At 70.7% G+C, this 22,908-nt stretch carries 28 protein-coding genes; 7 read left to right on the top strand and 21 right to left on the bottom strand.

What is annotated here, in order from left to right:
* The first annotated feature begins 646 nt into the window (after window positions 1–646).
* Entirely contained in the window at window positions 647–1,459 is an 813-nt protein-coding gene (locus GTY67_RS34395) for a bifunctional lytic transglycosylase/C40 family peptidase (RefSeq protein WP_343238819.1), read from the top strand.
* On the opposite strand, the gene GTY67_RS34390 is transcribed toward GTY67_RS34395, so the two are convergent.
* Together GTY67_RS34390 and GTY67_RS34385 are read right to left on the bottom strand one after the other, a co-directional pair.
* Entirely contained in the window at window positions 1,456–2,394 is a 939-nt protein-coding gene (locus GTY67_RS34390) for a pentapeptide repeat-containing protein (RefSeq protein ID WP_161281693.1), read from the bottom strand. The two genes, GTY67_RS34395 and GTY67_RS34390, sit on opposite strands and share 4 nt — an antisense overlap.
* 64 nt (window positions 2,395–2,458) lie before the next feature.
* Window positions 2,459–3,604 (bottom strand): hypothetical protein, encoded by a 1,146-nt coding sequence (locus GTY67_RS34385; RefSeq protein ID WP_161281692.1) that lies wholly within the window; start codon window positions 3,602–3,604, stop codon window positions 2,459–2,461.
* A gap of 506 nt (window positions 3,605–4,110) precedes the next feature.
* Here GTY67_RS34385 and GTY67_RS34380 point away from each other — a divergent pair.
* Window positions 4,111–4,308, top strand: a complete 198-nt coding sequence (locus GTY67_RS34380; RefSeq protein WP_161281691.1) for a hypothetical protein — start codon at window positions 4,111–4,113, stop codon at window positions 4,306–4,308.
* A 1,270-nt stretch (window positions 4,309–5,578) separates the two neighbouring features.
* Window positions 5,579–6,565, top strand: coding sequence for a competence protein CoiA family protein (locus GTY67_RS34375; protein WP_161281690.1), 987 nt, complete (start codon window positions 5,579–5,581; stop codon window positions 6,563–6,565).
* A 123-nt stretch (window positions 6,566–6,688) separates the two neighbouring features.
* On the opposite strand, the gene GTY67_RS34370 is transcribed toward GTY67_RS34375, so the two are convergent.
* Complete coding sequence (locus GTY67_RS34370) at window positions 6,689–6,952, bottom strand: hypothetical protein (protein ID WP_161281689.1); 264 nt, start codon at window positions 6,950–6,952, stop codon at window positions 6,689–6,691.
* 228 nt (window positions 6,953–7,180) lie between these two features.
* Here GTY67_RS34370 and GTY67_RS34365 point away from each other — a divergent pair, with 228 nt between their 5' ends.
* Both GTY67_RS34365 and GTY67_RS34360 read left to right on the top strand, forming a co-directional pair.
* Entirely contained in the window at window positions 7,181–7,804 is a 624-nt protein-coding gene (locus GTY67_RS34365) for a hypothetical protein (RefSeq protein ID WP_161281761.1), read from the top strand.
* A 131-nt stretch (window positions 7,805–7,935) separates the two neighbouring features.
* Window positions 7,936–8,589 carry a DnaB-like helicase N-terminal domain-containing protein gene (locus GTY67_RS34360; protein ID WP_161281760.1) on the top strand — a complete coding sequence of 218 codons (654 nt, stop codon included), beginning with the start codon at window positions 7,936–7,938 and terminating at the stop codon, window positions 8,587–8,589.
* 195 nt (window positions 8,590–8,784) lie between these two features.
* Here the strand turns inward: GTY67_RS34360 and GTY67_RS34355 are convergent, their stop codons facing one another.
* The 4 genes from GTY67_RS34355 to GTY67_RS34340 all read right to left on the bottom strand — a co-directional run bounded on the left by GTY67_RS34355 (window position 8,785) and on the right by GTY67_RS34340 (window position 11,474).
* The gene (locus GTY67_RS34355; RefSeq protein WP_161281759.1) at window positions 8,785–9,402 is read right to left on the bottom strand and encodes a hypothetical protein; all 618 of its coding nucleotides are present in this window, start codon (window positions 9,400–9,402) and stop codon (window positions 8,785–8,787) included.
* Window positions 9,403–9,681: 279 nt separating this feature from the next.
* Window positions 9,682–10,245 (bottom strand): GNAT family N-acetyltransferase, encoded by a 564-nt coding sequence (locus tag GTY67_RS34350; protein WP_161281758.1) that lies wholly within the window; start codon window positions 10,243–10,245, stop codon window positions 9,682–9,684.
* Between the two features lie 12 nt (window positions 10,246–10,257).
* Complete coding sequence (locus tag GTY67_RS34345; protein WP_161281757.1) at window positions 10,258–11,184, bottom strand: hypothetical protein; 927 nt, start codon at window positions 11,182–11,184, stop codon at window positions 10,258–10,260.
* Entirely contained in the window at window positions 11,181–11,474 is a 294-nt protein-coding gene (locus tag GTY67_RS34340; protein ID WP_161281756.1) for a hypothetical protein, read from the bottom strand. Before GTY67_RS34340 ends, GTY67_RS34345 begins: the two co-directional genes overlap by 4 nt.
* A gap of 271 nt (window positions 11,475–11,745) precedes the next feature.
* Between GTY67_RS34340 and GTY67_RS34335 the strand changes: the two genes are divergently transcribed.
* Together GTY67_RS34335 and GTY67_RS34330 are read left to right on the top strand one after the other, a co-directional pair.
* A complete protein-coding gene (locus tag GTY67_RS34335) occupies window positions 11,746–12,108 on the top strand; it encodes a hypothetical protein (RefSeq protein WP_202462761.1) in 363 nt (120 codons plus the stop codon).
* Window positions 12,105–12,506 (top strand): DUF6415 family natural product biosynthesis protein, encoded by a 402-nt coding sequence (locus GTY67_RS34330; RefSeq protein ID WP_161281755.1) that lies wholly within the window; start codon window positions 12,105–12,107, stop codon window positions 12,504–12,506. The genes GTY67_RS34335 and GTY67_RS34330 overlap by 4 nt, the downstream gene beginning before the upstream one ends.
* A gap of 92 nt (window positions 12,507–12,598) precedes the next feature.
* On the opposite strand, the gene GTY67_RS34325 is transcribed toward GTY67_RS34330, so the two are convergent.
* The 14 genes from GTY67_RS34325 to GTY67_RS34265 form a co-directional block, all read right to left on the bottom strand.
* Window positions 12,599–12,880, bottom strand: coding sequence for a hypothetical protein (locus tag GTY67_RS34325; protein ID WP_161281754.1), 282 nt, complete (start codon window positions 12,878–12,880; stop codon window positions 12,599–12,601).
* A gap of 423 nt (window positions 12,881–13,303) precedes the next feature.
* Window positions 13,304–17,500: a MobF family relaxase gene (gene mobF, locus GTY67_RS34320; RefSeq protein WP_161281753.1), complete on the bottom strand. Its 4,197-nt coding sequence runs from the start codon at window positions 17,498–17,500 to the stop codon at window positions 13,304–13,306.
* A gap of 539 nt (window positions 17,501–18,039) precedes the next feature.
* A complete protein-coding gene (locus GTY67_RS34315; protein WP_161281752.1) occupies window positions 18,040–18,315 on the bottom strand; it encodes a hypothetical protein in 276 nt (91 codons plus the stop codon).
* Window positions 18,312–18,596 carry a hypothetical protein gene (locus tag GTY67_RS34310; protein ID WP_161281751.1) on the bottom strand — a complete coding sequence of 95 codons (285 nt, stop codon included), beginning with the start codon at window positions 18,594–18,596 and terminating at the stop codon, window positions 18,312–18,314. Before GTY67_RS34310 ends, GTY67_RS34315 begins: the two co-directional genes overlap by 4 nt.
* Before the next feature lie 51 nt (window positions 18,597–18,647).
* Entirely contained in the window at window positions 18,648–18,884 is a 237-nt protein-coding gene (locus tag GTY67_RS34305) for a pRL2-19 (RefSeq protein WP_161281750.1), read from the bottom strand.
* A complete protein-coding gene (locus GTY67_RS34300) occupies window positions 18,881–19,180 on the bottom strand; it encodes a hypothetical protein (protein WP_161281749.1) in 300 nt (99 codons plus the stop codon). The genes GTY67_RS34305 and GTY67_RS34300 overlap by 4 nt, the downstream gene beginning before the upstream one ends.
* 164 nt (window positions 19,181–19,344) lie before the next feature.
* On the bottom strand, window positions 19,345–19,476 hold the full coding sequence (locus GTY67_RS35425; RefSeq protein WP_272925870.1) for a hypothetical protein: 132 nt from the start codon (window positions 19,474–19,476) through the stop codon (window positions 19,345–19,347).
* Between the two features lie 12 nt (window positions 19,477–19,488).
* Window positions 19,489–19,620 carry a hypothetical protein gene (locus tag GTY67_RS35420; RefSeq protein ID WP_272925869.1) on the bottom strand — a complete coding sequence of 44 codons (132 nt, stop codon included), beginning with the start codon at window positions 19,618–19,620 and terminating at the stop codon, window positions 19,489–19,491.
* A gap of 231 nt (window positions 19,621–19,851) precedes the next feature.
* Window positions 19,852–20,082 carry a hypothetical protein gene (locus tag GTY67_RS34295; RefSeq protein ID WP_161281748.1) on the bottom strand — a complete coding sequence of 77 codons (231 nt, stop codon included), beginning with the start codon at window positions 20,080–20,082 and terminating at the stop codon, window positions 19,852–19,854.
* Window positions 20,083–20,210: 128 nt separating this feature from the next.
* The gene (locus GTY67_RS34290; protein WP_161281747.1) at window positions 20,211–20,387 is read right to left on the bottom strand and encodes a hypothetical protein; all 177 of its coding nucleotides are present in this window, start codon (window positions 20,385–20,387) and stop codon (window positions 20,211–20,213) included.
* Between the two features lie 46 nt (window positions 20,388–20,433).
* Window positions 20,434–20,937 carry a Pycsar system effector family protein gene (locus GTY67_RS34285; protein WP_237503076.1) on the bottom strand — a complete coding sequence of 168 codons (504 nt, stop codon included), beginning with the start codon at window positions 20,935–20,937 and terminating at the stop codon, window positions 20,434–20,436.
* Window positions 20,938–21,199: 262 nt separating this feature from the next.
* Window positions 21,200–21,346, bottom strand: a complete 147-nt coding sequence (locus GTY67_RS34280; protein WP_161281746.1) for a hypothetical protein — start codon at window positions 21,344–21,346, stop codon at window positions 21,200–21,202.
* A 47-nt stretch (window positions 21,347–21,393) separates the two neighbouring features.
* Window positions 21,394–21,999 carry a hypothetical protein gene (locus GTY67_RS34275; RefSeq protein ID WP_161281745.1) on the bottom strand — a complete coding sequence of 202 codons (606 nt, stop codon included), beginning with the start codon at window positions 21,997–21,999 and terminating at the stop codon, window positions 21,394–21,396.
* Window positions 22,000–22,425: 426 nt separating this feature from the next.
* Window positions 22,426–22,815: a hypothetical protein gene (locus GTY67_RS34265; protein WP_161281744.1), complete on the bottom strand. Its 390-nt coding sequence runs from the start codon at window positions 22,813–22,815 to the stop codon at window positions 22,426–22,428.
* Window positions 22,816–22,908: the final 93 nt, after the last annotated feature.

The raw sequence follows: 22,908 nt of genomic DNA, 5'->3' as shown, positions 1-22,908 counted from the left end.
GTGACGGGAGGTCAGGCCGCAGATGCAGCCCTACAGCAATACGGAAATCGGCGGGGCGCACCAGCGAAGCAGGAGGCATTTCAAGACATTGGCCGGATCTCCACCAGTGCGGGCGGCGCTCTCCACCGCGTCAGCATCTGTCCTCATCAGCCACACCCCCGAGTCGCCAACGGTCCCGCGAACCACTGCACAGAGCCGCCGGTTCGGCGTTTCGCCGAGCGAAGCCGCTCCCCGCGAGGACCGGAAAGCCGACTCTACGTCAAACCCCGTCCCGAGCTACGGCCCGGGCCGGTACGCAATAGGGGCGCACACCCTGACCAGACCGTGATCTAGTACGCCAGAAAGTCACACAACCGGCGCGGGGCAGAACAGAAAAACACGGGGGGATAGCACGTGAAGGTGATCATCGGAGCCGTCGCAGGCGCCATAGGCCTCATCCTGCTGATCGTCATCGGCATCGCGGTCCTCGTCATCGACGACGAATCCTCGACCATGGACGCGACCAACGGCGGCAGCGGATTGCAGGGTGTCCCCGCAGAGTTCCGCGAGTGGATTCTGAAGGCGGATGCCGACTGCAAAGAACCCGCGATGACTCCGGCCCTGCTCGCCCGCGCAGCTCTACCAGGAGTCCAAGTTCAAGACCTCGATCGCCGAGGCCACCAGCAGCGTCGGCGCGCAAGGACCCGCACAGTTCATGCCCGGCACCTGGGCGACCTGGGGCCGCGACGCCGACGGCAACGGCCGCAACTCCCCGTGGGACATCGGCGACGCCGTCATGGCGCAGGGCCGCATGATGTGTTCCCTGCTCCGCCAGGCCGCCACCTCCGGCTACCCCGGCGGTCCCCGCGCGCTCGCGCTCGCCGGCTACAACGCCGGATGGGGCCGCGTCCAGCAGTACCGCGGCGTCCCCCCGGAGAGCTTCGCGAACGGCGAGACGTACAACTACGTACGTCTGATCCTCTCCACCATGACCCGCTTCCAGGGCCCGGCCCTGGTCCCCGTCGCCTTCACCGGCACCGGGACCGGCCCCGACGCCCTGCGCAAGGCCTCCACCCGCCTCGGCACCCCGTACGCCTACGGCGGCGGCAGCCCCTCCGGACCCTCCACCGGATTCTGCGACGGTCTCAACGGCTACCAGAACGGACGCTGCGCCGCCTCCACCACCACCGGCTTCGACTGCTCCTCGCTCACCCAGTACGCCTACTGGCCCTCCGTCAAGCTCCCCCGTACCGCCGCCGCCCAGTACGGCGCCACCTCCGACCGCCCCGTCTCCCGCAGCGACCTCAAACCGGGCGACCTGCTCTTCTGGTCCAACAGCAGCGGCTTCATCTATCACGTCGGCCTGTACGCAGGAGAAGGCCGAGTCCTCCACGCACCCCGCACCGGCAAGACGGTCGAGCTCGTCCCCCTGGCCTCTGCCATGCCGGAACGCGACTACCTTGGCGCCACCCGCCCCTAGCCCTCCTCCGACGCCCCACTTGGGTGCATCATTCGCTGCACGGCCGGGTCCGTCGCGAGCCCTTCGGGCATTTTGGTGCTCATGTCCACGATGGTCCACATCAATTCAGTCACCCTTACCTCGGCGTCCTCGTAACCCACCAGCCGTGCACCTCGAAGATCAGTGTCCATGAAGTACGCATGGGCGAGCTTCGCGCCAGCAAGATCAGCCCTACGCAGGTCCGCCCCCATCAGGCTTGCAGCGGTGAAATCGACCCTCTGAAAGAGGGCCCGTTCAAACCGTCCATTCGACAGATCGCATGCGCGCAGAGACGTGTAGTTGAGGTTGATCGGGTCTTTCTCTTCACGGGGAGGCCGACGCCCCAGGGCGGTGACCGCCGCCTGGACATCGTCCGTAACGTCCGGCAGCACTCCTTCGGGATCCCGCGCCTCCCATCTATCCGGGATGGACACGTGCTGCCGTACGAAGGAGGCGAGGACCTGGACCACCGTCGGATGGTCCTTCGCCGAGTCGTTCATGATGCGCTCAAGGGCGTAAATGCCACCGAGGCGCTCTGTCAGCCCGTCCGGTCCGCTCGCCGCCAGAAGCTTGATCGCTTCGACGTACCGGTCGGTGATCTGGCCCTCGCGGGTCAGGTCCGCCTGCTCGCGGTCCTTTGTACGGGTGTGCTCCAGCAGCTCCAGCGCGGTCCTGTGGCTGCGGTGCGTGTAGACCAAGCCGACGGCGGCGGTGACCGCGACGCCCACGGCTACGAGGACGGTCCGGAAGCCCGTGATGACCACCCCGTCGGCAGGCTCCAGATCCTTCGTCCGCAGGTGGGCTCCGTCGAACCACCACGGGCCCCTCCAGAGCAGCAACACGAATATGCCAAGGAGCGCCAGAGACAGCAGCGCTAACAGGACGGTACTCAGGATCGGCGTCTTCTTCGTCGTCATGCCCGCAGTATCGCGCGAGCCCGTCACAGCAGTTGACCGCTGTGACGGGCGCCCACAACCGGTGCTACCGGGTCTTGCCTCGTGCCGGCGCCGGACCGGTCTCACGGTGCGCGGCGCCCCCCGACGACGCCGGTGCGGCGCCCTTGGCCGTGGGCGCCTTAGTAGGTCCCACGCTCGGCGACGACGATCTGGCCGCCGATGTGCTGATCTTCACCCGTGACGCCTCCGGGCCCTCTCCCAACGGACGGGTCAGGGCGTCGGCGGTGGCCTTCACCAAACGGGTTCCCACAGCTCCCGCGCCCGTCTCCCACGAGGTGTCCTTCATCAGGCGGGCGAGGTGGTCCTTCACCGGCTCGCCTCTCTTCTCCATCTCCGCCATCCGCAGGGACACCAGCGGCCACTGCCTGGCGCTCACCAGGAGGTCGGCCTCCCGCTCCCGCCCCGGCATCGCCTCACGCACCAGCCGCACGTTGCGTACGTTCGCGTCCCGGATGCCGAGCTGCACCAGGGCCTTCCCCCGGTTCTCCAGGTTGAGGTTCTTCGGGACGTCCAGCCCGGCCGTCAGCGGACCGTACGAGAGCAGCGCATCCCGGCTCGTCGTCGGCGCCTCCGGCGTACCAAGGACCTTTGCCACCGCCCGGTCGACGCCGAGCCCTTCCTCGTGGGCGGCGCTGAGCACTCCGCGTACGTCGACACCCTTCTCATCCAGCTTCGCCATGGTCGCCGCCATGCCGGGCCAGGCCGGAGACGACAAGATCGCCTCCCGCACCGGGCCCGTAGGCAGCGTCTCGCGCAGCAGGTTCTCCCACTTCTCGGTGCCCTCGCGTGCTACCTGGGCGGCGTTCGCGGCAACCGCGTCCCGTACGGTCACCGTGATCTCCGCGACGCGCGGCAGCAACGCCTCCAGGTCCACCCCGGCGGTGCTCAGCGCCATCAGCTGCTGGGCGAGCTGCGGCCAGTCCGCACCGTTCAGCAGCGCCGTACCGATGTCCGGCGACAGGAACTTCTTCACCTTCTCGGCGGCCTCGGACGACGCCTTCTCCGCCGGCGGCAGCTCCTCCTCCTTGCCCGCCGCCTTCTGCTGCTGGCGACGCACCGCATCAGCGATGGCCATCATCAGCCGGAACGCCATCACGGATGTCTGCACCGCCTCGGCGGCGGCCGCCGTGAAGGCCTCTCCCGCCTGCTCCTCGGGTGATGGTGTTGCCATGTCCCGCTCCCCTCGCTATCGGGACCGCCTCGGTCCCATGCGCTGCTCGTCGCCCGGCGGTCGACGCGGCCCAGGCGCCGCCGCCTTACGGACCGCACCGGTACGGTCGGCGCCTCCCGTAGTCGTCGGCGACGGGCAAGTACGGCGCCGACAACTGGTGGCGCTGCCATCCCTCAAGGCGCCATGTAAGCACCTCGGCCACCGAGTCCGCTGAGCCCAACTCCCGGCGCGCGGCCACCGTAGCCAGAACATCGACCGGATCCTGCCCCGCCCGTTCCACCGTCACCAGGTGCTTGCGCAGAGCGGGCCACGCCGGGGCTGCGAGCGCTGCGGCCGCGACCTGGCGAACTGTCCGCTGGAGCGTCTCGCGGACCGGCTTTGAGTCCGAAGCCGGAGCTGACCGCCATGCGCGTCAGGCCATGAATCGTCCGGGGGAACGGTCATTGGAGCCGTACGCAATTCGCGGACAGAGCCCGCCCGGACTTCGGTCCGGACAGCCGTCTCCCATGGAGATCCGCGCCCCTGCCCTGCCGAACGTCTCTCCCCACCCCCACACCCCCAGCGAGATGGCCGTACTGGAGACCGCCGCATCCTTGGTCTCCCGCTGCCCGGTGCAGCTCGGTGAGGTAATCCGGGCCGTGGACGAGAGCGAACTGCGGCTGATTCTGCAGGCCCTGGGCGAGGCCGCGCACCGCGAGGGTTGACCCGCTCCCGCCGTACGGCAATGGTGCTGGATACGGGGTGGATACGGCTGTGAGCAGCGGATATCCACCCCGGCAGCCGGTCTCGTACGTACTTATTTATGTACGTACCCACGTACGTGGGTACGTGGGTTGGCCGGTGCCCGCCGGTCTCGTCACGCCGGGCGGCGGTGGCGGGACGCGTGGCGACCAGCGGATCCTTCACGGGCAGCGGCCGCACCTGCAGGGGACTGCCGGGCGCCGGGGCGGCTCCGCCGCGCGGCAGCAGGAGCATCTCCTCGGCGACGCCGCTGATCCAGCCTTCCGGGCCGGGCCGCCCCCGGAGCTGGCGTACGACCGGCTCCGTCCCCAGGTAGAGGACCCGGCGTCCGGCCTGGCGGTACGCGCGCAGGATCGTACGCAGCGCGGCCGCCGGCTTCGGCGTGAGCTCCACCTCGACGGCGACCAGGCGGCCGTCGGGCAGCACCACCACCAGGTCCGGCCAGCGCACCGCCCGGGCCCCGGCCGGGACGGCGAGCAGATTCCCTCGCCAGGCCCCCGTAGGCAGATGGAGCACGCCGAACTCCGCCAGGAGCTTCGGCCGTGCGCACCTCCCGTTCCGTGAGGACCGTGCGCCCGGTCGCCTCCATGCCGATCCCGACGTCGGCGAGGGCCAGGCGGTGCAGCAGCCGCTCTCCCGGACGGTTCGGCGCCGACAGGCCGGTGCCGGCGATCTGCGCGCCGCGCTCGGTGGTCCACACCACGGTGCCCGCCCACCGGGCTTCCGCGGTGCGGTGCAGCAGCCCGGCCTCCGCCATGAGCCGGACCCGCAGCCGGGCGGCCTCGATCCGTCCGCCCCAGCACGCGGCTGCGGCCTGGTGAAGTGTCAGCGTGCTGTATCGGGTGGCCAGTCGAAGCAGCTGCTCGTTGGCCTCGGTGCGCTGCCACCCGTCGCCCCAGGCCTCGCCCGTGCCGCGCACCCGTCGCCGACGTTCCGCCCGCTCCCGGTACGTCTCCGTCCCCGGCTTCACCTTCGCCTCCACTGCCCTTCCCTCTCCCTCTACTTGGCGCACGGCCACCCGGTTCGTGGTGACGTGAAAGGGAGCCTGACCTGCGAAGAGGACACCGGCGGCCACGGCAGTCGTCCACCACCCGATGGAGGACCTGGTGAAGGACCCGCTGGTGCAGCAAGGCGGCGAACACCTGCCGGGCTGGCATGTCTTGCGGGGCGGCGGGTTTCCCCGGCCTCCGTAAACGGCAGCAACCGGGGGAGAGCGAGGGGGAGGGGCGCAGCGTGCAGGACGACTTACTGGTGGTGGGGTTCGACCTGGAGACGCGTCGGGAGGTACATGTCTCGGAGCGGGCGCCGGAGCACTGGAAGCGGCTCGGGTACGGCGGGACGGGTCAGCTGGTGTGCTTCTACTGCTTCCACGGGTTCGAGGCCCCGGCGGGTACCCGGGTGCCGCTGGTGACGCGGGGGCGGTTGGGCGGGAAGGTCCGCCGGCACTTCGCGCACCCGCCCGGGCAGGCGCCGACCGGTGGCCACGGACCGGAGACGGTCTGGCACATCACGACCAAGCACCTCCTGGCGGCCTGGGCCTGGTCCCGGCCCGGGGTGGACCGGGTGAGGCTGGAGCAGTGGACGGAGGACCGCGACCGGCGAGCCGACGTCGAGGTGCTGCTGCGGGACGGCACGAAGATCGCGCTGGAGGCGCAGCGCAAGCTCATGACGGACGAGGGGTGGCGGGCCCGTCACCGGGACTACGCGCGCCAGGGCATCGTCGACGTCTGGTTCTGGCGGCCGCGGGTGCACTTCCCGCACATCGTGCTCGACGAGGGCCTGCCGGTGTGGTTCTACTCCGTCTCGAAGCGGGAGGCGGCGACGTCGCTGGGGCGGCCGCACGCGCGTGTGCACCAGTGGTGGCAGGCGCCGGACCTGGCGGTGTTCGGGCTGCACCACCCGCCGTGCGCCCTGGATGAGCTGGAGCGGGTGACGATGCCGCTCGGCACGCTGGGGCTGGGGCCGGGCGGTGCGGTGCTGCCGGAGGACCTGCGGAGGCGGTTGCTCGACTCCCAGCGGGAGACACGGGAGGAGGCGAAGCGGTGGAAGGACAGTGAGGCCCGGTACCTGCGGGCGGTCCGCGAGTCTCAGGAACGAGCGGCCAGGGCGCCGGCTCCTGCGCCTCTGCCGCCGGTGCCAGCGGGGGGTCTGCGATGCGAGGTGTGCCGCCGTCCGCTGGACCCGCTGCTGGCGAGGGCCCGGCGGCACATCCTGTGCTGAAACGCACGGACCTCTGATTGGGCCCGTTGGGTCTAACAGCCCCAACCAGGGCTGACCAGCCGTCGGCATGGAGGGCGTCGAGCCTGGCCCGCAACGGGGGCCGCGCTCCGGCCTCCACCGCGACTACGCAACGGTGCGCCGGATCGCGGGCGCCGCGTGTCGCTGCGCGGCCGCTCGGGCCGCTTCCTTGAGTTCCATCCGAGCCCGGGGCGTTCCCGCCGGGGTCCCCCAGTACAGGTGGGCAGCGATACGGCGCGACAACTCCTGCAGGCGAGACCGTCCCGCAGTCGGGCTCTGATTCGCCGACGCGGTGGCGAGCTGGCTGTACGTGACGTACCAGGCGGTCTGGTCCTCCATGAGGTCGCGCGGGAAGGAAGTGGCGTCCATGCATGCGATTAGATCGCATGTTCGATTTTTTGACCAAAGGGGCCGGTCCTGCCGAAGCGGCCTCCGCGCTTCGCGGGACCTGTCGGGGGCATTGCGGCCCGTGAGCCCTGACGGCCTTGCCCACCAGATGTGCATGTTGAGCCACGAGGAACCGAAAGCGGACTTCCGGCACCCGATACGGAGCGACACACTTGGATCACTTTCAGCAACAACCCAGGGAGCGGGAGCATGCTCAAGACGTGGCGCGAGGAGTACCGGGCCAACCAGGCCGCCCGGCGGCGGATCGAGCTGGAGCAGTGGGAGCAGGAGAAGCGGTGGCGTGAGGAGGACCGGGCCGCCCGGCAGAAAGCGGTCGCGGAGAACGCCGTCGACCTGGCCGTGCACAACGCGAACGTGAAGGCGGCCGCCAGCGTCTCCTATCTGACCCTGGTCTGCCATGAGGACACCTGGACCTTCATGGCCACCCGCGCCTTCGGCCAGTGGAAGCCCGAGTGGACCCAAAGCGTCAAACCTCCCCTCACCGCCTCCTGGGCGCCGACATGGGCCGAACAGACGAACTTCACCGTTGACCCGAACCTGCCGGAAGGACGGATCAAGAAGCTCCCCAGCGGCACGGCCAGGACCGGGATGCAGCAGGTACTTCTCTCCGGCCACAACCTGACTCAGCTTCTGAGCTCGCTGCATGAGGGAGCGAAGGAGGAGGACGTCGCGGCCTCCGCCCGGTGCAGCCGGCTCTACAACAAGCTGGTCGAGTTCGTGAACCTGATCGACCCGGACGCCGAGGCCGGCCAGACGACCGGCGTCACGTACCGGATCGACGACAGCCTGGATGCCACGCACGTCAAGCTGTGATCAGCAAGCCAAGCTCTGACGTACCGCCGACGGGCACAAAGGGCCCCAGTAGTTACCGGCCGCCCTACGCTCGGTGGTCACGGCGGGCGTCAGCCCGCCGTGACCACCACATGTCCGCAGAGAGCAGGACCATGACCACACCCGCCGTCGTTTCCGCCGCTCCAGAGGGCAGCGATGCCACTCAGCGCGCTCTGGTGGGCCGGATGCTCGCCGAACCCGGTTCGATTCCCGAGGCGGCGGCCGCCCTGCTGCCGGAGGACCTACCCGGCCCGCTCGCCATCGTCTACACCTCGGTCCTCGCGGTGCACGCGGCGGGGCAGCCGGTCGACCCGATCGCCGTTGGCGTGCACCTGCACCGGCGGGGCCGCCTGACTGAGGTCGGCGGCACGGCCTACCTCATCGAGCTGGTCGACGCTGGTACGTGCCCCGCCGCACCGCCCCTTCCGGCGTCGCCCTGGTTCAACCAGCCGTCGGAGGCACGCCCGACGCCGACACGCGCACCCGGCCCGGGCACCTCGCAGCCGGAACTGGAAGGGGTGTGGGCGAAGGTGATCTCCGGGTTCATCGACACCGGGAACCCTGACGATGAGCACCGGTTGGCCCTCACGCGCGCCACGGCTATGTGCAGAATCGCGGACACCGTGCTGATCGGCGTGGCCAGCGAGAAGGACATGGACTACTTCCAGCGTCTGTGGCTCGAACGGCTGCTCGTTCTGGTCAAGCAGCAGCTCCCGACCGTGCGCGATCTCGTCCTGACGGTGGACGACGGGCGGGAGGACATCTAGGAGCGCTGTGTCGGCGCATCCCGACACAGCGGTCTCCTTGTGTCTGGATTTCCCGACACTTCAGAGCGCTGTGTCGGGAAATCCGGACACTCTCCGGTGTACGCAATTCGCGGACACCGTATGTCGCCACCTCATTGGTCGCCTACTCACCACCGCCAGGAGAAGCAGGAGGAAACGCGGCGGCAAACCGGGCACTCAGCGGGCCAAGGCGTCGAGCCTGCTCTCCATACGCTCGGCGAGCTGGAGCACCAGTTCCTCCACCAGCCAGTCGCTCTGAGCAGCTTGCCCCAGCAGCATCGCGATGACGAGAGCCTCGTCCTCGGTGATCAGTGGCAGCGGGTCTCCGGAGACCGAGAGCAAGGATTCCATCTCCTCCAGGTCTGCGCGGGCCTTGTCGTCCAGGTCCTCCCGCAGCGCGGCCAGCATCTTCTTCCGGTAGAAGGCGGACGGCTCGCGCGAGCCGCTGGTCTCCATCTCGAAGCTATGGGCTCCCGGGTGCCGCACGGCCAGGAGGCACTCGTCCTCAGCGCCGCCTTCTTCTACGGCGGGGCAGTTGTCCATCTCGTGCAGGCGGCGGTCGATCTTCTGACCCCGGGCGATCAGCTGGGCGTTCCCGGGGGCCCACACCAGCCACCACGAGTCCTTGGCGGACTCCTGCGCCAACGCCATGTGGACGCCGGGGTGGTCGTCATGCAGTTCGCACCGGGGTGTCTCGACAAGCTCGTGGGCCGGTTCCGGGAGGCTCGTCAGGAAGATGGTCTCGATGGGCGAGAGGGCGGTCCGGGCCTCGCACAGCGGCAGCAGTTCAGTCATGTGCCGCACCGTAGAGACGGGCTCTGACACGGCGTCCCCCAGATGGAGCAGCGGGGTACGTCGATCGGCGCACGAAGGTCGCCCGCCCGGGCCACGCCGTTATCGGACGGTTGACGCTTCGCGGTCACGGCCGCCAGGTGCCCGGCGCCTTCGGGGACCGATGCGTACAGGGACGGACGCATCGATACAAGGATCCCTACATAGATCCATCCTTGGCTACCTACGCACCTACAAGGCAGGGGTCCAGCCGCCCACGCAGACCTGTTGGACCGAATGGGTCTAATAGTCGCTGGCCTGTGGGAGAGGCAGCAGCATGGCGTGGAAGAGCGGGGCGTCGGGGATGCGGGGGCGGAGGGCGCCGAGGGTCTGCCATCCCCAGCTCTCGTACAGGGCGTGGACCTTGGGGTGGGTCTGGTCGACGAGGAGGGTGGCGCGTTCCTCGCGGCGCGGGGAGAGCAGTGCGGAGTGCAGCTGGCGGGCGGTGCCGGTCTTGCGCCACGGGGTACGGACCATCAGCTCGGAGAGCGCGTAGGTGCGGATGCCGGTCTCGGCGGTGACGCCGGCGGGGACGTCGGTGAGCAGGCCGCCCCACCAGCGGGCGCCCTCGGGCAGCGGCGCTCCGTACGCGTAGCCGACCGGCTGGTCGCCGTCGTAGCCGACGACGCAGCTCCAGCCCGGGCGGGCGGACCAGTTGTCGAGTCCGTCGGCGAAGCGCTCCGTGGAGGCGAAGGGGTCGCTCTGCGCTGCGGCCGCGTAGACCTCGGTGTACACGTCGAGGAGCAGCGGGCGCAGTTCGGCGGCCTGGTCGCCGGTGTAGTGGCGGATCTCTACGCCGGTGGTCATGCGGGCGGTCTCCTATGCGGTGGCGAGCAGGCGGTGGACGGTGGCAAGGCGGTCTGCGATGCGGGGGCTGCTGACCGCCACGGTGTCGACCGACGCGGCGGTCGCCCTGGCCCGGGTGGTGTCGCCCTGGGCGAGCTGGAGTTCGGCGAGCTGCACGCCGTAGTACGCGCGGTTGCGGTGCATGGACGGGCCCAGCAGTCTCAGGGCCTCGGCGGTGGCGATCTCCGCATCCGGCAGCTGGCCCGTGGCCTGGTGGGCGATGGCGGCCAGTCCGGCGATCTCGGCGGCGTCCAGGAAGCGCAGCCAGGCCGGGGCGGGCGCGGCGGTGTCGAACCGGTCGTACGCGGTTTCGGCGGCCAGGAGGGCGCGGGCGGTGGCCCGGCGGTCCCCGAGGCGGGCGTGGCCGATGGCGAGGCGGGAGTGGAGCAGGGCGCTGATGCGGGGGTCCTGGCGGGCCTTCCTGCTGTTCAGGGTGGCCCGGGTGATGCTCAGGGCCTCGCGGTGCCGGCCTTCGGCGCGGGACTGCAGGGACAGGTTGGACCAGGCGCGGGCCTGGGCGCCGGGGTCCTGGGCCAGGATCGCGCTCTGCAGGGCGGCGGCGTGGTGGAGCCGGGCGGCTGTGCCGTCGCCGGAGTCGTGGGCGGCCCACCCGGCGGAGGAGTACAGGCCGCTGATCGCGCTGTGCAGGCGCTCCTCGACGCGGGGGCCGTAGGTGCAGCCGTCGACGGCGTCGCGCAGCCGGGAGATGTAGGCGGTGGCGACGGTCAGCAGCGCCCCGCCGCCGATCCCGGTGAAGTGCGCGTCGAGCCTGCCGATGGTCGCGGTGATGCGGTCGATGTCCGCCATCGTGAGGCGTCCGCGCACCGGCGTCTCCTCCAGCCGGAGTACGAGGGACAGGGTCACGGCGGTGGACGCGGTCAGGAATTCGCGGCGCTTCACGGGTTCCCCCTGCCCTGGCCGTGCCGGGGCAGGCGGCTGGAGCGGCCGCGCGGCACGAATCCCATGGCCTCGGGCGGCCGGTCGAACATCTGGGTGAGAGGCAGAAGGTAGCGGCCGGTCGGCCACCGTACGGCGCCGGAGACCCACCGCCGCACATCCCGGTCGGTCGCCGCGTCGGGCCGCCCGTAGATGCCTTCGGAGACCCGGTTGACCTCGGCGGCCAGGGACCGGTGGGTGTAGCCGTACTCGCGCAGCAGGGCCTCGAAGAGGGCGTTCCTCAGTGTGTCCATCAAGCCCCCGGTGGCTGCTGGTTGAGGTGGCGACGGTAGCCCAGAGACCTGGTCCGCGTAGGTAAAACTGTCCGCCTCCCGGCTGGGACTTGCCCGCCTTCTGCCCTGATCCCACCCGTTCGTGGAGGCGTTGTCTGGAGGGAAGCTGAAAAGCAGTCAGGGAGGACGCCGTGGCGAACGGCACGCAGCGCTCCGCGCCGGTCTGGCACCGGCTCGCGTAGCCCAACGACCACCTCAGGGCCCTGTGGGGCCGGGGCGTCGACCGCACTCGGTGGCGTGCGGGTACAGCTGGGACGCCGTCGCGATCTCCCCGATGGCGGTCGGCCTGGAGGCGCTGGTCGCCATGCGCGCCGGGCCGCGGTGTGGCTACCCGGTGCTCGCCGACCACCTGCGTGACCAGCTGTACGTCCTGGTGCCGCCCGGCACCGGGTCCGCGGCCGCCGGCCTCCCCGGAGTACGGGTCCTCGGTGCCGGCTTCCAGCTCCTGATGCCCACCACCGAGCACGGCACCCTGGTCGCCCACTGGGTCAGCCCGCCGCGCAGCGCCCCCTATCCCCTGGTCCGCCCCGACCGGCTCGCCCACCACCTGCGCGCCCTGACCGGCGCGGCCCGCAAAGAGGCTGCCGCCTCATGACCAGTACCCACCAGGTCCTGCACCAGGACGCGGTCGCCGCGGAGCTCCCGCTCGACCGGGGCCCGTACGAGTGCCTCGTCACGGCGGTGCTCGCCTGGGCCGGCTCGCAGTCGCTCCCGGCCAGCGACTGCGAGCAGCTCGCCCTGCAGCTGACCGGACACGCCCGCGAGGTCGCCGCCGACGTACGGCGGCTCGCGAAGCAGCTGCCGGAGTCCAGCGGACGGCGGGCGCTCGCCGACATGGTCCTCACCGAAGCGGACCAGCGCCTGGGCGCCCCGCTGAAGGGCACGGTGCAGTGCGTCCAGGAGCGCGCCCAGGTCGTCCGCTCGCTGTACGCCCGGCTCGACCGGCTGACGGACCAGGGCCCCGAGACCGCGCCCGCCGCTCCGTCCCCCTGACCGTCTCCCGGCGCCTCCCCCCGTGGGCCCGGGCGACGACGAAGCCCCCGGCAGCTGCTCCTGCGAGCACCGCCGGGGGCTTCCCCTACTGATCAGGCGGAGTTGTCCCCATTAGGTCCAACGGGCCTGTCTCCGCCGTCCGAGCCATGGGCCACCGTCGCGGTGGCCACCTCGCGCGGGCGGGCGTACGCCCAGGCTCCGCCGATGGCGGTCGCTGCGGCCCCGGAGGCGGCCACCGCGGTGGCGGCCTGGTCCAGTCCCTCGTAGGCCAGGAAGGCGGTGGTGGCGATGGACGCGGCTGCGGTCGTCATGACGCCCCAGACCAGGGCGGTCCGCAGCCGGGACTCTCGGGTAGTACGGTCGGTAGGTGTCACGGGTTCGTGCTCCTCACATAGGTACGGAGCCCTACGGCAGCGAGAGGGAGATCTCGGGGCGCAGCCCAGGCCGGCAAGCATGGGGCCGCAACGAGGTCTCCCTCCGTCAGTTAGCCGACGCAGGGCGCGATCGATACGAGCCTAGTGCCTGGCCGCGATCCGGTACTAACGGCGAAGAACGCACGTCCGCCGAAATTGCTGACACATCCTATAAAACCCCAGGTCAGCACGCCGCACGAAGACGGAAAGACGCGTGAAGTCACGCAGTGATCTGAATTCCCCCAGTGATCTGAATTTCGCTCCACAATCCTGCGGTGTTTTCGCGGATTTCTGCGAGGAAATTCATCCCACCGGAATCTCCTGCCAGGAATCAGTAATCACCTCGCGGGGGCGTGAGGGGCCGGAGAGGTCAGCGCACCGGGCTCACCGCCCCATGGACGGCCCTCCACGCCCCTGGGAGGGCGGCTGCCGGTGGTAGCCGGCCGACTCCTGTGCCCGGGCCCGGAACTGGTCGGCGGCCGCGCGTTTCTGCTCGACGATGTGCGACCGGCGGGCCGTGGTCTCGACGGCGTGCAGCTCGGGGTACTTCGTGGCGATGGTCTTGCGCAAAACCTGCTCGGCCTGCCCGGTGGCGACGGTCCTGCGGCTGCGGGCGGCCGCGCCGGTGTACGTGGTGACCTCGCCCTGCAGTCGGGCCAGCGCCTGGGCGTCGCGGCGGTCCAGGCGCATTTCGATGTCGGGCAGCCGCTCGCGCATCGTGGCCAGCCGCGCGATGACGATGTCGGTGTTCTTCGGGGAGGGCTTGTCGGCGTCGAGGTCGCGGAACTGTCCGGCGAAGTTGCTGTCGCGTACCAGCTGCCATGCCGCCTCGCGGGCATCACGGGCCGCAGTCTGCGCCCGGTCCGCCTCGGTCCGCAGGGCCGCGCGCTCGGCCGACACCTCGGAGATGTCGGCCTCCAGCTGCTTCAGGGTGACACCGGCGCGACGCCGCTCGAAGAAGCTCAGGTCCCGCTTGGGCTCCAGGTAGGCGCGCAGGTGGGTGTCCTTCTGCTCTGCCGCTGCCCGCGCGGTGATCGCCCGGCCTGCCTCCTCGACTGCCTTCTTCGCCTTCGCCTCCGCCTGGTCCAGCACGGTGGCGGCTGCGGCGACGAACGCCTGCCCGCGGGTCTGCCCGGACTCCTTCTCCTCGGCGAGACGCTCCTCAAGGACGCGCGCCATCTCCGCAGCCTCAGCCGCGCCGCGCTCGGACATCCCTGCCGACTCGTGGGCCAGACCGATCAGCCGGGCCAGTCCGGCGTCCGACCGCTTGCCGTACGGCCGGTGCTTCCAGGACTGCACGGACGCCATCTCGCGCTGCCGCTGAGCCTCGGCCAGGCGCTTCTCACTGGCGGACCGCTCCCGGACGTCGTCCTCGTTGCCGGGCTGGAGCTGCACGACGGGCTCGACGGAAGCCGTGGTGTCCTCGCGCTCCTCGGCGGCGAGCAGCTGCGCCTGCTCGTACGCGTCGTGCGCCCGGCCGGGGGAGACGGCTGTCGCCGCGTGGGCTCGTCGCAGGGCGGCCTCCGACTCCTCCCGGGCCAGCTCGCGCTCGCCCACGGTCGCCTGCTCTGGCACACGGGCGGGGGCCGGCGGTTCGCGCAGGAGGTCGGAGACCATGTAGTCGCCCCGCTCCTGTCCGAGGAACTTCGCGAACTCGGTGACTGCGCGCTGCAGGCGTTCGGTCTCGGTACGGGCTGCGCCGAGGCGGGCCTGGGTGTCCTCGTCCTCGATGGCGGCGAGCGGCAGCCAGAGGTGGTTCTCGACGCGGCCCCGGGTGATGCCCGGGTAGGTCGCGAAGGCGTTGCTGCCGTGCCCGTACAGCAGGCTGACCTCGCTGGTGAGGCCCTGGCTCGCGGCGACCGTCATCGCGTAGCCCAGGGAGAGGGAGCCGGAACTGATGGCCTTCGCGTCGTACCCGGCCGACACCGTGTCGCCCGACTTCTTGTCGCGCCAGGTGATCTCGACGCGGTGGTCGGCGTCGATCGCCGTGACCACGGCCCGGTACCCGTTGAGGACGTCGGGGCCCTCGCCACGACGGGATCGGTAGTCGTTCTGCCGTACGCGGACCAGGTCGCCCACGGCGAGGTTGAGCTCCGCGCCGCCGGACAGGGCGTACCGGTACTCGGCTCCGAGCTCGCCGCGCTGCCGGCGGATCTGCTGCGCCCCCAGGTTCAGCACGTCGACGTCCGCATTCTTGGCGGCCAGCACGGTCAGCGACTCGATCAGGTCGTGCGGGTCGCTCCAGCGGGTGCGTACCTCGTCCCAGGTGGTCAGAATTTGGGTATGGGCCTCGATGGCGCTTTCGGTGGCGTGGACCCTGCCGGTGTCGGCCAGGATGCGCAGGGCCTGCTCGTGGTCGCCGGTGCGCCACACCTCCAGGGCGGCGCGTTCGGCAGTGTTGCGCTGGCGCCGGTTCTCGGTGAGGACCAGGCCGTCGACGATTCGGTGGACCTCCTTGAACCATCCGCCGGGACCGATCGCCTGGAGCTGCTTCGGGTCGCCGATCGCCACGATCTTCGTGCCGGTCCGCTCGGCCTCCTTCATCAGGGCGGCGGCCTGCCGGTCGTTGGACATGGTGGCCTCGTCGATGACCAGGACGTCGACGCCGGTGAGCCCCTGCCCGTCGCGGATTTGCTGGAGCCAGGAGGCGATCGAGCGGGCCGGGATGCCGGAGGCGTCGTCCAGCGACTTGGCCGCGACCGCGGAGACGGTGGCGCCGGCGTAGGTGTGGCCGGTGGCGTCCCAGGCGATGCGGCAGGCTTCCATGAGCGTGGACTTGCCGGTGCCGGCGGCGCCGATGTGGGCGTCGATGCCGTGCCCGGCGGTCAGCGTCCGTTCGATCGCGGCGCGCTGTTCGTCCGAGAGGGCGAAGCCGTTGGCGACCTCGAAGACGGACACGGCGGCGGCGGCCTGCTCGGCGGTCAGCTTCACCGCCCCCTCGTCGAACCGGGCCAGGGCCTGGGAGGTGACGATCTCCTCGGCGTCGAGGATGTCGCGGGTGGTGTACCGGTCGGTGCTGCTCATCACCTTGGAGCCGACGTGCGGCAACGCCACGGCGTACCCCTCGACGCGCAGGACGTCGTCCACCAGGCGCTGGAGTTCGGTGAGGTCGGCACTGCCGAATCCGTACGGCAGCGCGTTGATGACGGCGGCCATCAGCGCGGCCCGGGTGAACTCTTTCTTGCTCGCGGTGACGCCGGTCTCGGGATCGAACACCACGGCGGCGATGTCGCTGGGCGGCGGGATGCGCGGCCCGTCGGGCCCGGCGACGCCTGCTCCGCCGTCGGGGCCGGGCGGGCCGGGTGCCGCCTCGGCGACCATCGCGTCCACGTCGATGCCCAGCGCTTCGGCGCGCTGCCTCCAGCTGGTACGCATCGCGTTCGCGTCGGCCGCGTGCTTGGCGTGACGCGTCTTGGCGGAGACGCGCATCTTGTCCTCACGGGAGGCGTCCTCACCGGCGAGTTCGTTCACCCGGGCCGCGCGCCGGCTGAACGTATCGCGCAGGTGCTCGGGGATGCCCTCGATCTCCCACGCGCGCGTCTTCTCCGCCTGTACCCGCCGTACGCCGAAATGCTCGTACGTGAGCTGGCGGACGCGTCCCTTGAAGGCGGCGTCGAGGACGGCGGCGTGCCGGTAGAGGTCCTTCCCGGAGTTGGCGATGCTGCGCCACTTCCCGTCTTCGCACTGCGCCATGTTCGCGATGACGACGTGCAGGTGAAGGTGCGGATCACCGGGCTGTCCGTCGCCCATCGGGCGGGAGGCACGGTGCTCGACGGACCAGCCGAGCAGACCGCCGGTCGCGATCCGCACCGGCTCACCGTCCTCGCTGCCGACCGCGTAGCCGACCAGTTGCTCCGCCATCCGCAGCGTCTCGTCCTTCGCCTGGTGGACGATCTCGCGGAACGTCTTCTCGTCGAGGTCGGGCAGCAGGCCGTCCAGGGTGCTGTCGGACTTGGTCAGGTCGAGTACGAGGTCCCACCCGCGAACGCGGGTGTCGGTGCGCAGGTCCTTGTTCGCCCACGCGTACGCGACCGCCTCCTTGCCGTACACCGCGTCGAGGTCGATGCCGGTGGCGCGGGCAAGTTTGCGCACGGTCTCCACGTGTAGGCGCTGCCCCTCGCCCTTCCGGTTCACCATGCGTCGCTGCTGCGCGAGCAGCCGTTGCTGCTTGGGTTTGCCGTCCAGCAGCGCGGACGCCTCGACGCCTTCCTCGGCGGCCTTCTCCTCGATGGCGCGCACCAGTGGCGCGACGGTGAGCGTGGCCTTCTCGTCGGCGGTCACGGAGGTCTTGGTGGTGATGAGCCGGGCGCCGGTGGCAGGGTGGCAGCCCTTCATCAGACGGCGGGCGGCGGACTCTCCTTCGGAGGTCATGACGGTGCCGGCCTTGAGGCCGACGTCGTCCAGGCCGGAGCCGACCCAGACCAGGACGCCGTCCACATCCGACTCCAGACGGTAATCGACCGGCTTGTCCTCGCCGCCCTCGATCTCCCGGCCGGTGCCGTCGACGACGCCGCATCCGGCCTGGCGGCTGAGCCGGTAGTCGACCTGCTCGTCGGCCCTGATCTCCTTCACCCACGCCATCCGGCGGCCCTCCCCGTTCCCGCAGCTTGTGCGGTTGTGCAGTAGTTCGCTCCTCCCGGCCGTGGCCGGGGTTCCCCGACAGGGGAACCCCCTTTGTCCATAGCTGCATTTTGATCTTGAACAACACGACCAGAAGTCACTACAGGCACCTGGGCATCGAGAGAGCGTTGACCGTAACTCCGGATCGCCCGTTGACCAAGAAGCAGCCCACCAGGAGTACCGATTCACGCCGGTATGCCCGTTACCCCTGCGACCCGGTGACTATGTCCGGCGACATAGCCCGGCGGGCCTGCCGACGGGCCCGCCGGGCAGATACCTGAGCCGGGGGCCCGTCCGCGATTCGCGGACGGCTTGGCGGATCGGTTGCGGACGGTAGTCAGCGGGCGAGTGGCTCGTCATGACCGTGGCCAGCGGCGAGCCGGGCCTACGCAGAATGCAGGACGATGTCCGCCCCGGTGCGCTCTCGTACGGCCGGGCAGCCGGACACGACGAAGCCCCCGGCCGCAGGCAGCGCGGCCGGGGGCTTCGGAGGTGGGATGTCAGGGGCCGGCGATGAGCCAGAGGATCAGCACGGCGTCCAGATCCTGGTTGTGTCGGTAGACGACGGTGATGCCGCGTCCGCCGGTCTGTTCGGGGAGCAGGTCGATGGCGTACGACTCGGAACGGTGGTCGGCGTCCGGAAGCCCGCGGGCGTGATCGGGGGTCGGGTCCTCTTCCAGGGAGGCCCGCACCGACCGGACGGCCGTCTGCTCGCTGACACCGAGGTCGCCACGCAGGATCTTCTCGGCGGCGTCGCTGAAGAACGCGTGGGTCACCGGGCGTCCTCGGTCATCTTCTGGTCCAGCTCGTAGGCGACGTCCTGGCTGCTGCGCATCAGAGCGGCCATGGCCTGCGGGTCACACCGCAGCAGGACCCGGTGACGGTACGCCTGGGTGATCTCGCGGACACGGGTGAGGTCGTCCAGGTCCGTGTCCGCCAGTTCCTTCTCGAACGTGTCGGCGTCGCCGGGGATGCCCCAGACGCTCAGGGCGGCGCGCAGCTCGGCGAGCGTGCGCATGGGCGGTACGACGTCCTGGTGCTCGGGCTGTGCGGTCACTGCCTCTCCTTCGGTTGGTGCTTCGAGTGTCCTACTCCGTGCGGCCGGTGGTCACCGGTCGCGTACCTCGATGCCGGCCGTATCGCCGGGCGGGCGGGCGACGACGGACAGGCGGACCGTGTCGTTGCCGAGCGGGGCGAGCTGCACCGCGTGGTGGGCGCCGTGGCCGTCGCCCAGGGCGTCGGCCTCGAACGCCGCGGCGGGCAGGTCCATGGAGCCGCCGTGGTGCATCAGCAGGGCGATGAGCATCGCGTGGGACATGTCCGCCGGGTCGGGCAGGCCGGTCACCAGTGGCCGCCTTCGCTGCCGACCAGCTTGGCGACCATGTGCCCGGCGGTGCGGTTGACGGCCGCCACGGCGACGGCGACGGCCTGCTTGGCGTCGTCGATCAGCAGCTCCTCGACGGGCCACTTCCCGGCGGGCTGGTGCAGGGTCCAGCCGTCCGCCGGCAGGCGCAGGGTGGCGGAGAGCAACAGGGCGGGCTGGGACTCGTCCTCAGGGTCCTGCAGGGGCAGGTGGTCGCCGTCGGAGGAGTACGCGTACCGGTCGGTCTCCCAGTCGCGCACGGTGTACGGCGGGCGCACGCTGGGAGCGAGCTGGCCGTGCTGGACGGGGGTCTCGATAACGGCCAGGAGGCGGCCGTCCTCCTGGGACTGAGTGAGCCGGACGGCGCCGAGGTCGGGATGGGGCTCCTCAAGAGGAGCGGGGCCGGTTTCGGCGGCCCCGCCGGGTTCGGGTCGGGGGGGGGTCAGCCGCCGCAGGTGAGGCGGTGCAGGCTGCGGGGCACGACGGCGTCGGTCAGAGCGCGGGCGGTGGACCGCGCGCGGGCGGCCTCGGTCAGCAGGTCCAGCACGGCGTGGTGGTTGGTGGCGTCGGTCATCGCGGTGGCATTTCAGCGGCGGAAGGGGTTGCCGAGTTCTCCGCGCACGAGTGCCCGGACGATCTCGGCCACCTGGGAGGCGCCGGCCTGCGAGGCCGGGGCGGCGATCGACAGGAGGGAGGCGCCGCTCTGATTGAAGGCCACGTCCCATCCGACGTTGGAGGAGATGCCGACGACGAGGTTCGCGTCGGGGTGACAGTGCGGGCGGGTTCGCCCGGACGTCCTCTGTTGGGATCATTGGGTCTAACGGGCCTGACCGAGGCTGGCCAGGATGCGAGCGAGGATGCGGCGCAGCCGGGGGCGGTCGGTCGCTTGGCCGTGACGGCCGCCCCCGGGGCATGTGCTGGTCCGCGCGCGTGCCGGGCTGGGGCGTCCTCAGCCGTTGTCGGTGTAGCGCTTGATCTGCTTGCGGATGTGCTCGCGGGAGAAGTCCAGGTGCGCGGCGGTGGCGGCCTGGGTGAGGTTCTTCGCCCGGATCTCGGTGGCGACCGCGCTCCAGTAGGTGCGGTGCGCGGCTTCGAGGGCCTTGTCCCGGGTGGCGGCCGCCGCGTCGAGGCGCTCCTTCGCGGCGGTGGACTCGGGGGTGTCGGGTCGGGTGGGGCTCATGGTGATCGGGCTCCGTCTCGCGGTGTGAGGGACGATGTGTCTGCCCCCTGCTCCGGCCCTGGAGCGGATGGGTGGACCCGGGACGGGCGGCGCGTGGTGGGTAGCCGGGTGACCGCCCGTCCCGGGGGTCAGAGGCTCTTGGGCCGGGGCTTACAGGCGTGGGTGAGGCCGATGTCGAGGGCGCGGTCGACGCCGTCGGGGTAGTCGGTGACCTCCACCTTGAATCCGCACTTGCCGCAGGAGTACGACGCGGTCTTCAGCGGGGTGGTCAGCCGGGTGAGGATCTTTCGGATCAGGGTGAGCATCGTGGCGGATCTCCTTCGTTGCGGTGGCCGGTGGGCCAGAGGTCGGTCAGTTGAGGGCGAGGGCGGCGGCCAGCGCGAGGACCAGGAGGACCAGGGCGCCGGCGGTGATGTCGATGGCGGTCCTGAGCGCGCGGTACTTCGCGGCGGCGATCTGGGAGAGCTTGACGATGCGCTGGGCGGTGAGGTCGGCGGCGAGATCGGCGCGAACCTGCTCGGGGGTGCAGGTCGCCCAGTGCAAGTACGAACCCCGGGTGTTGCCGCCGAGGCGGGGGCGGATGACCAGGAGGACGACGATCATCGCGGCGACCAGGCCGACCGTGCCGAGGCCGACGAGGATCACGGCCGGGGCGGGCAGGTCCTGGCCGGGGACGGCGGCGACCAGGACGGCGAGCGGGAGCCCGAAGGCGGCGAGCAGCGCGGACGCCTTGTTGTCGGTCCGGCTGATCTCGGCGACCACGTCGGTGCGGGCCTGCAGGAGCTTGGCGTCGGCGGCGGCCCGCCGGGCGATCAGTTCGTCAAGGCCGGGGGACGGTGGGGTCTGCTGCTCCATGGTGGCGACTCCTTCTTCCTGGGTCGGTGCGGGCCGCTGCCCACACCCCAAATCATGCCAACTCAAAGTTGGCAATGTCAATACAGGGTTGGCCAAGTTTCAGTTAGCCCACCACGCGGTTGCCCCTGTTAGCCCGAACAGGGGCAACTCTCTGGAAATGCGAAAGGCCGCCCCAAGGTGGGGCGGCCTGGGGCGGCGCAGTACGCGTAGGTGGTCGGCGGAGACCGGCTGCGCGGGCCGGACGGGGGCGGCGCCGGGGTGGCTAGTCGACGAGGTCGTCTGCGGTGAGGCCGCCGGGGCAGTCGTGGGCGGTGACGCCCTCGGTGGTGACGATCACGGTGGTGACGGTGTCGGGGGCGGTCCGCTCGGTGACGACGAAGCTGGAGGGCTGCTGCTCGGGCTCGGACATGAAGTGCTCCTTCGGGTGTGGGTCAGCAGGAAATGGACCTGTTGGGACTAACGGGCCTGCGGGGCCTCGTTCAGCAGCGCGAGGATCTCCCAGAGCCGTTCGCCGGCGGGGCCGTACTCCGACGCGACGACCGAGAGGTAGGTGCCGTAGGCGACCTGGGCGTAGAGCTTGCGACCGAGCTCGGGCCACTGGTTGCGCATATCCGCGCGGCCGATGCGACCGCCGAACGCGGTGAAGGGCTCGTCGTCCACCTTGGTGACGACGACGGGCGGGCCCTGGACGCCGCCGCGGCGGTAGTCGTTGATCCGTACGATCATTCCGGCGGTACGGGCGGCCTCGACCAGTCGGTGCTGGAGGGCGCGGTCGGTGACGACCAGCTGGATGGCGGCGCGCTGCTCCCACCATCGGCCGTCGACGTCGAGTTCGACGAGTCCGGGCTGCGAGCAGGTGGTGACGTAGCCCGTACGGCACAGGGCGGCGAGGCCGGGCACCAGGTGCGCGGTCTCCTCGTCGGGACCGAAGCGGGGCTGGTAGCCGGGGCGGGAGGCGATCTCCCCTTCGAGCCACAGGGCCATCAGTTCGCCGAGGTCGGTGATGGTGCGGGCGGAGTTCCAGCGGCGCCGGTCGGCGCGGCTCATCCAGTCCAGTCGCATGGTCAGCCCACCTTCCGGATCTCGTCGCTGCGCACCAGGACGGGGCCGATCCAGACGCCGATCCGGTCGGCGGTCCAGCGGTGGTCGGTCAGCGGGCCGGGGGGACCTCGTCGAGGATCCGGCCCGTCTTCCCGATGGCCCTGGGGTCGTCGTCGCACGAGAGGAACTGCACGATGTCTCCGGCGTTGAACACTTTCTCTCCTGATCAATGGTGGTTGGGCCCGTTAGGTCCAATGGGCCTGACCGTGTCGGGTGGGTGCCGGTGCCGGCGGTGTGGCGGCCCCGGGAGAGGCCGGGCCTGACCGGCACGGGGCGCTCCAGGCGGATCAGGGAGGATAGGCGTTCCCCCTGCTCCCCCTGGAGCGGGTCGGAAGGCCCGTGGCGGCCGTAGCTCCTTGGCCGGGATGGCGGCCGCCACGGGGCGGTCTACTGGTGCGCGGGGAGCGCGGGGGAGGGGACGGTGTTCTCGGCGGCGGCGGCTACGGCCTGGAGGACATCGCGCGTGGAGTCGGCCGCTGCCCCGAGGTGGTCGACCAGGGCGCCGTTTCCGAGGTCGCGGGCACGGGCCTTCAGCGCGGTGAGGTAGTGCCAGGCGTCGTGCAGATCGTCGTGCAGGTCGAGCAGGCCGGGCTGGAAAGCGAGGGAGTCGCTCAGGCCGCCCGCTCCGCGGGCGTGCGCCTGCACCCGGCCCGGCGAGGCGGTGAAGGCGCTTTCCGTGATGGCCTCGCGGACCTCCTCGGCGGACTCGCACACGTACGCCTGCCCGATCAGGCCGAAGAAGAAGGACTTGAGGCGGCTGGGCTTGTTCTTGTTCACGCCGGTTCCTCCTGCTTGTCTTTTTCGCCGGCCACCGGTTGGGGCCGCGCAACCAGAATGCCAACTTTTTGTTGGCCTGTATAGAGTTCGCCA

It is taken from the genome of Streptomyces sp. SID8374, assembly GCF_009865135.1.
In the GTDB taxonomy this organism is placed as follows: Bacteria; Actinomycetota; Actinomycetes; order Streptomycetales; family Streptomycetaceae; genus Streptomyces.
This window is presented reverse-complemented; position numbering and strand designations above follow the sequence as displayed.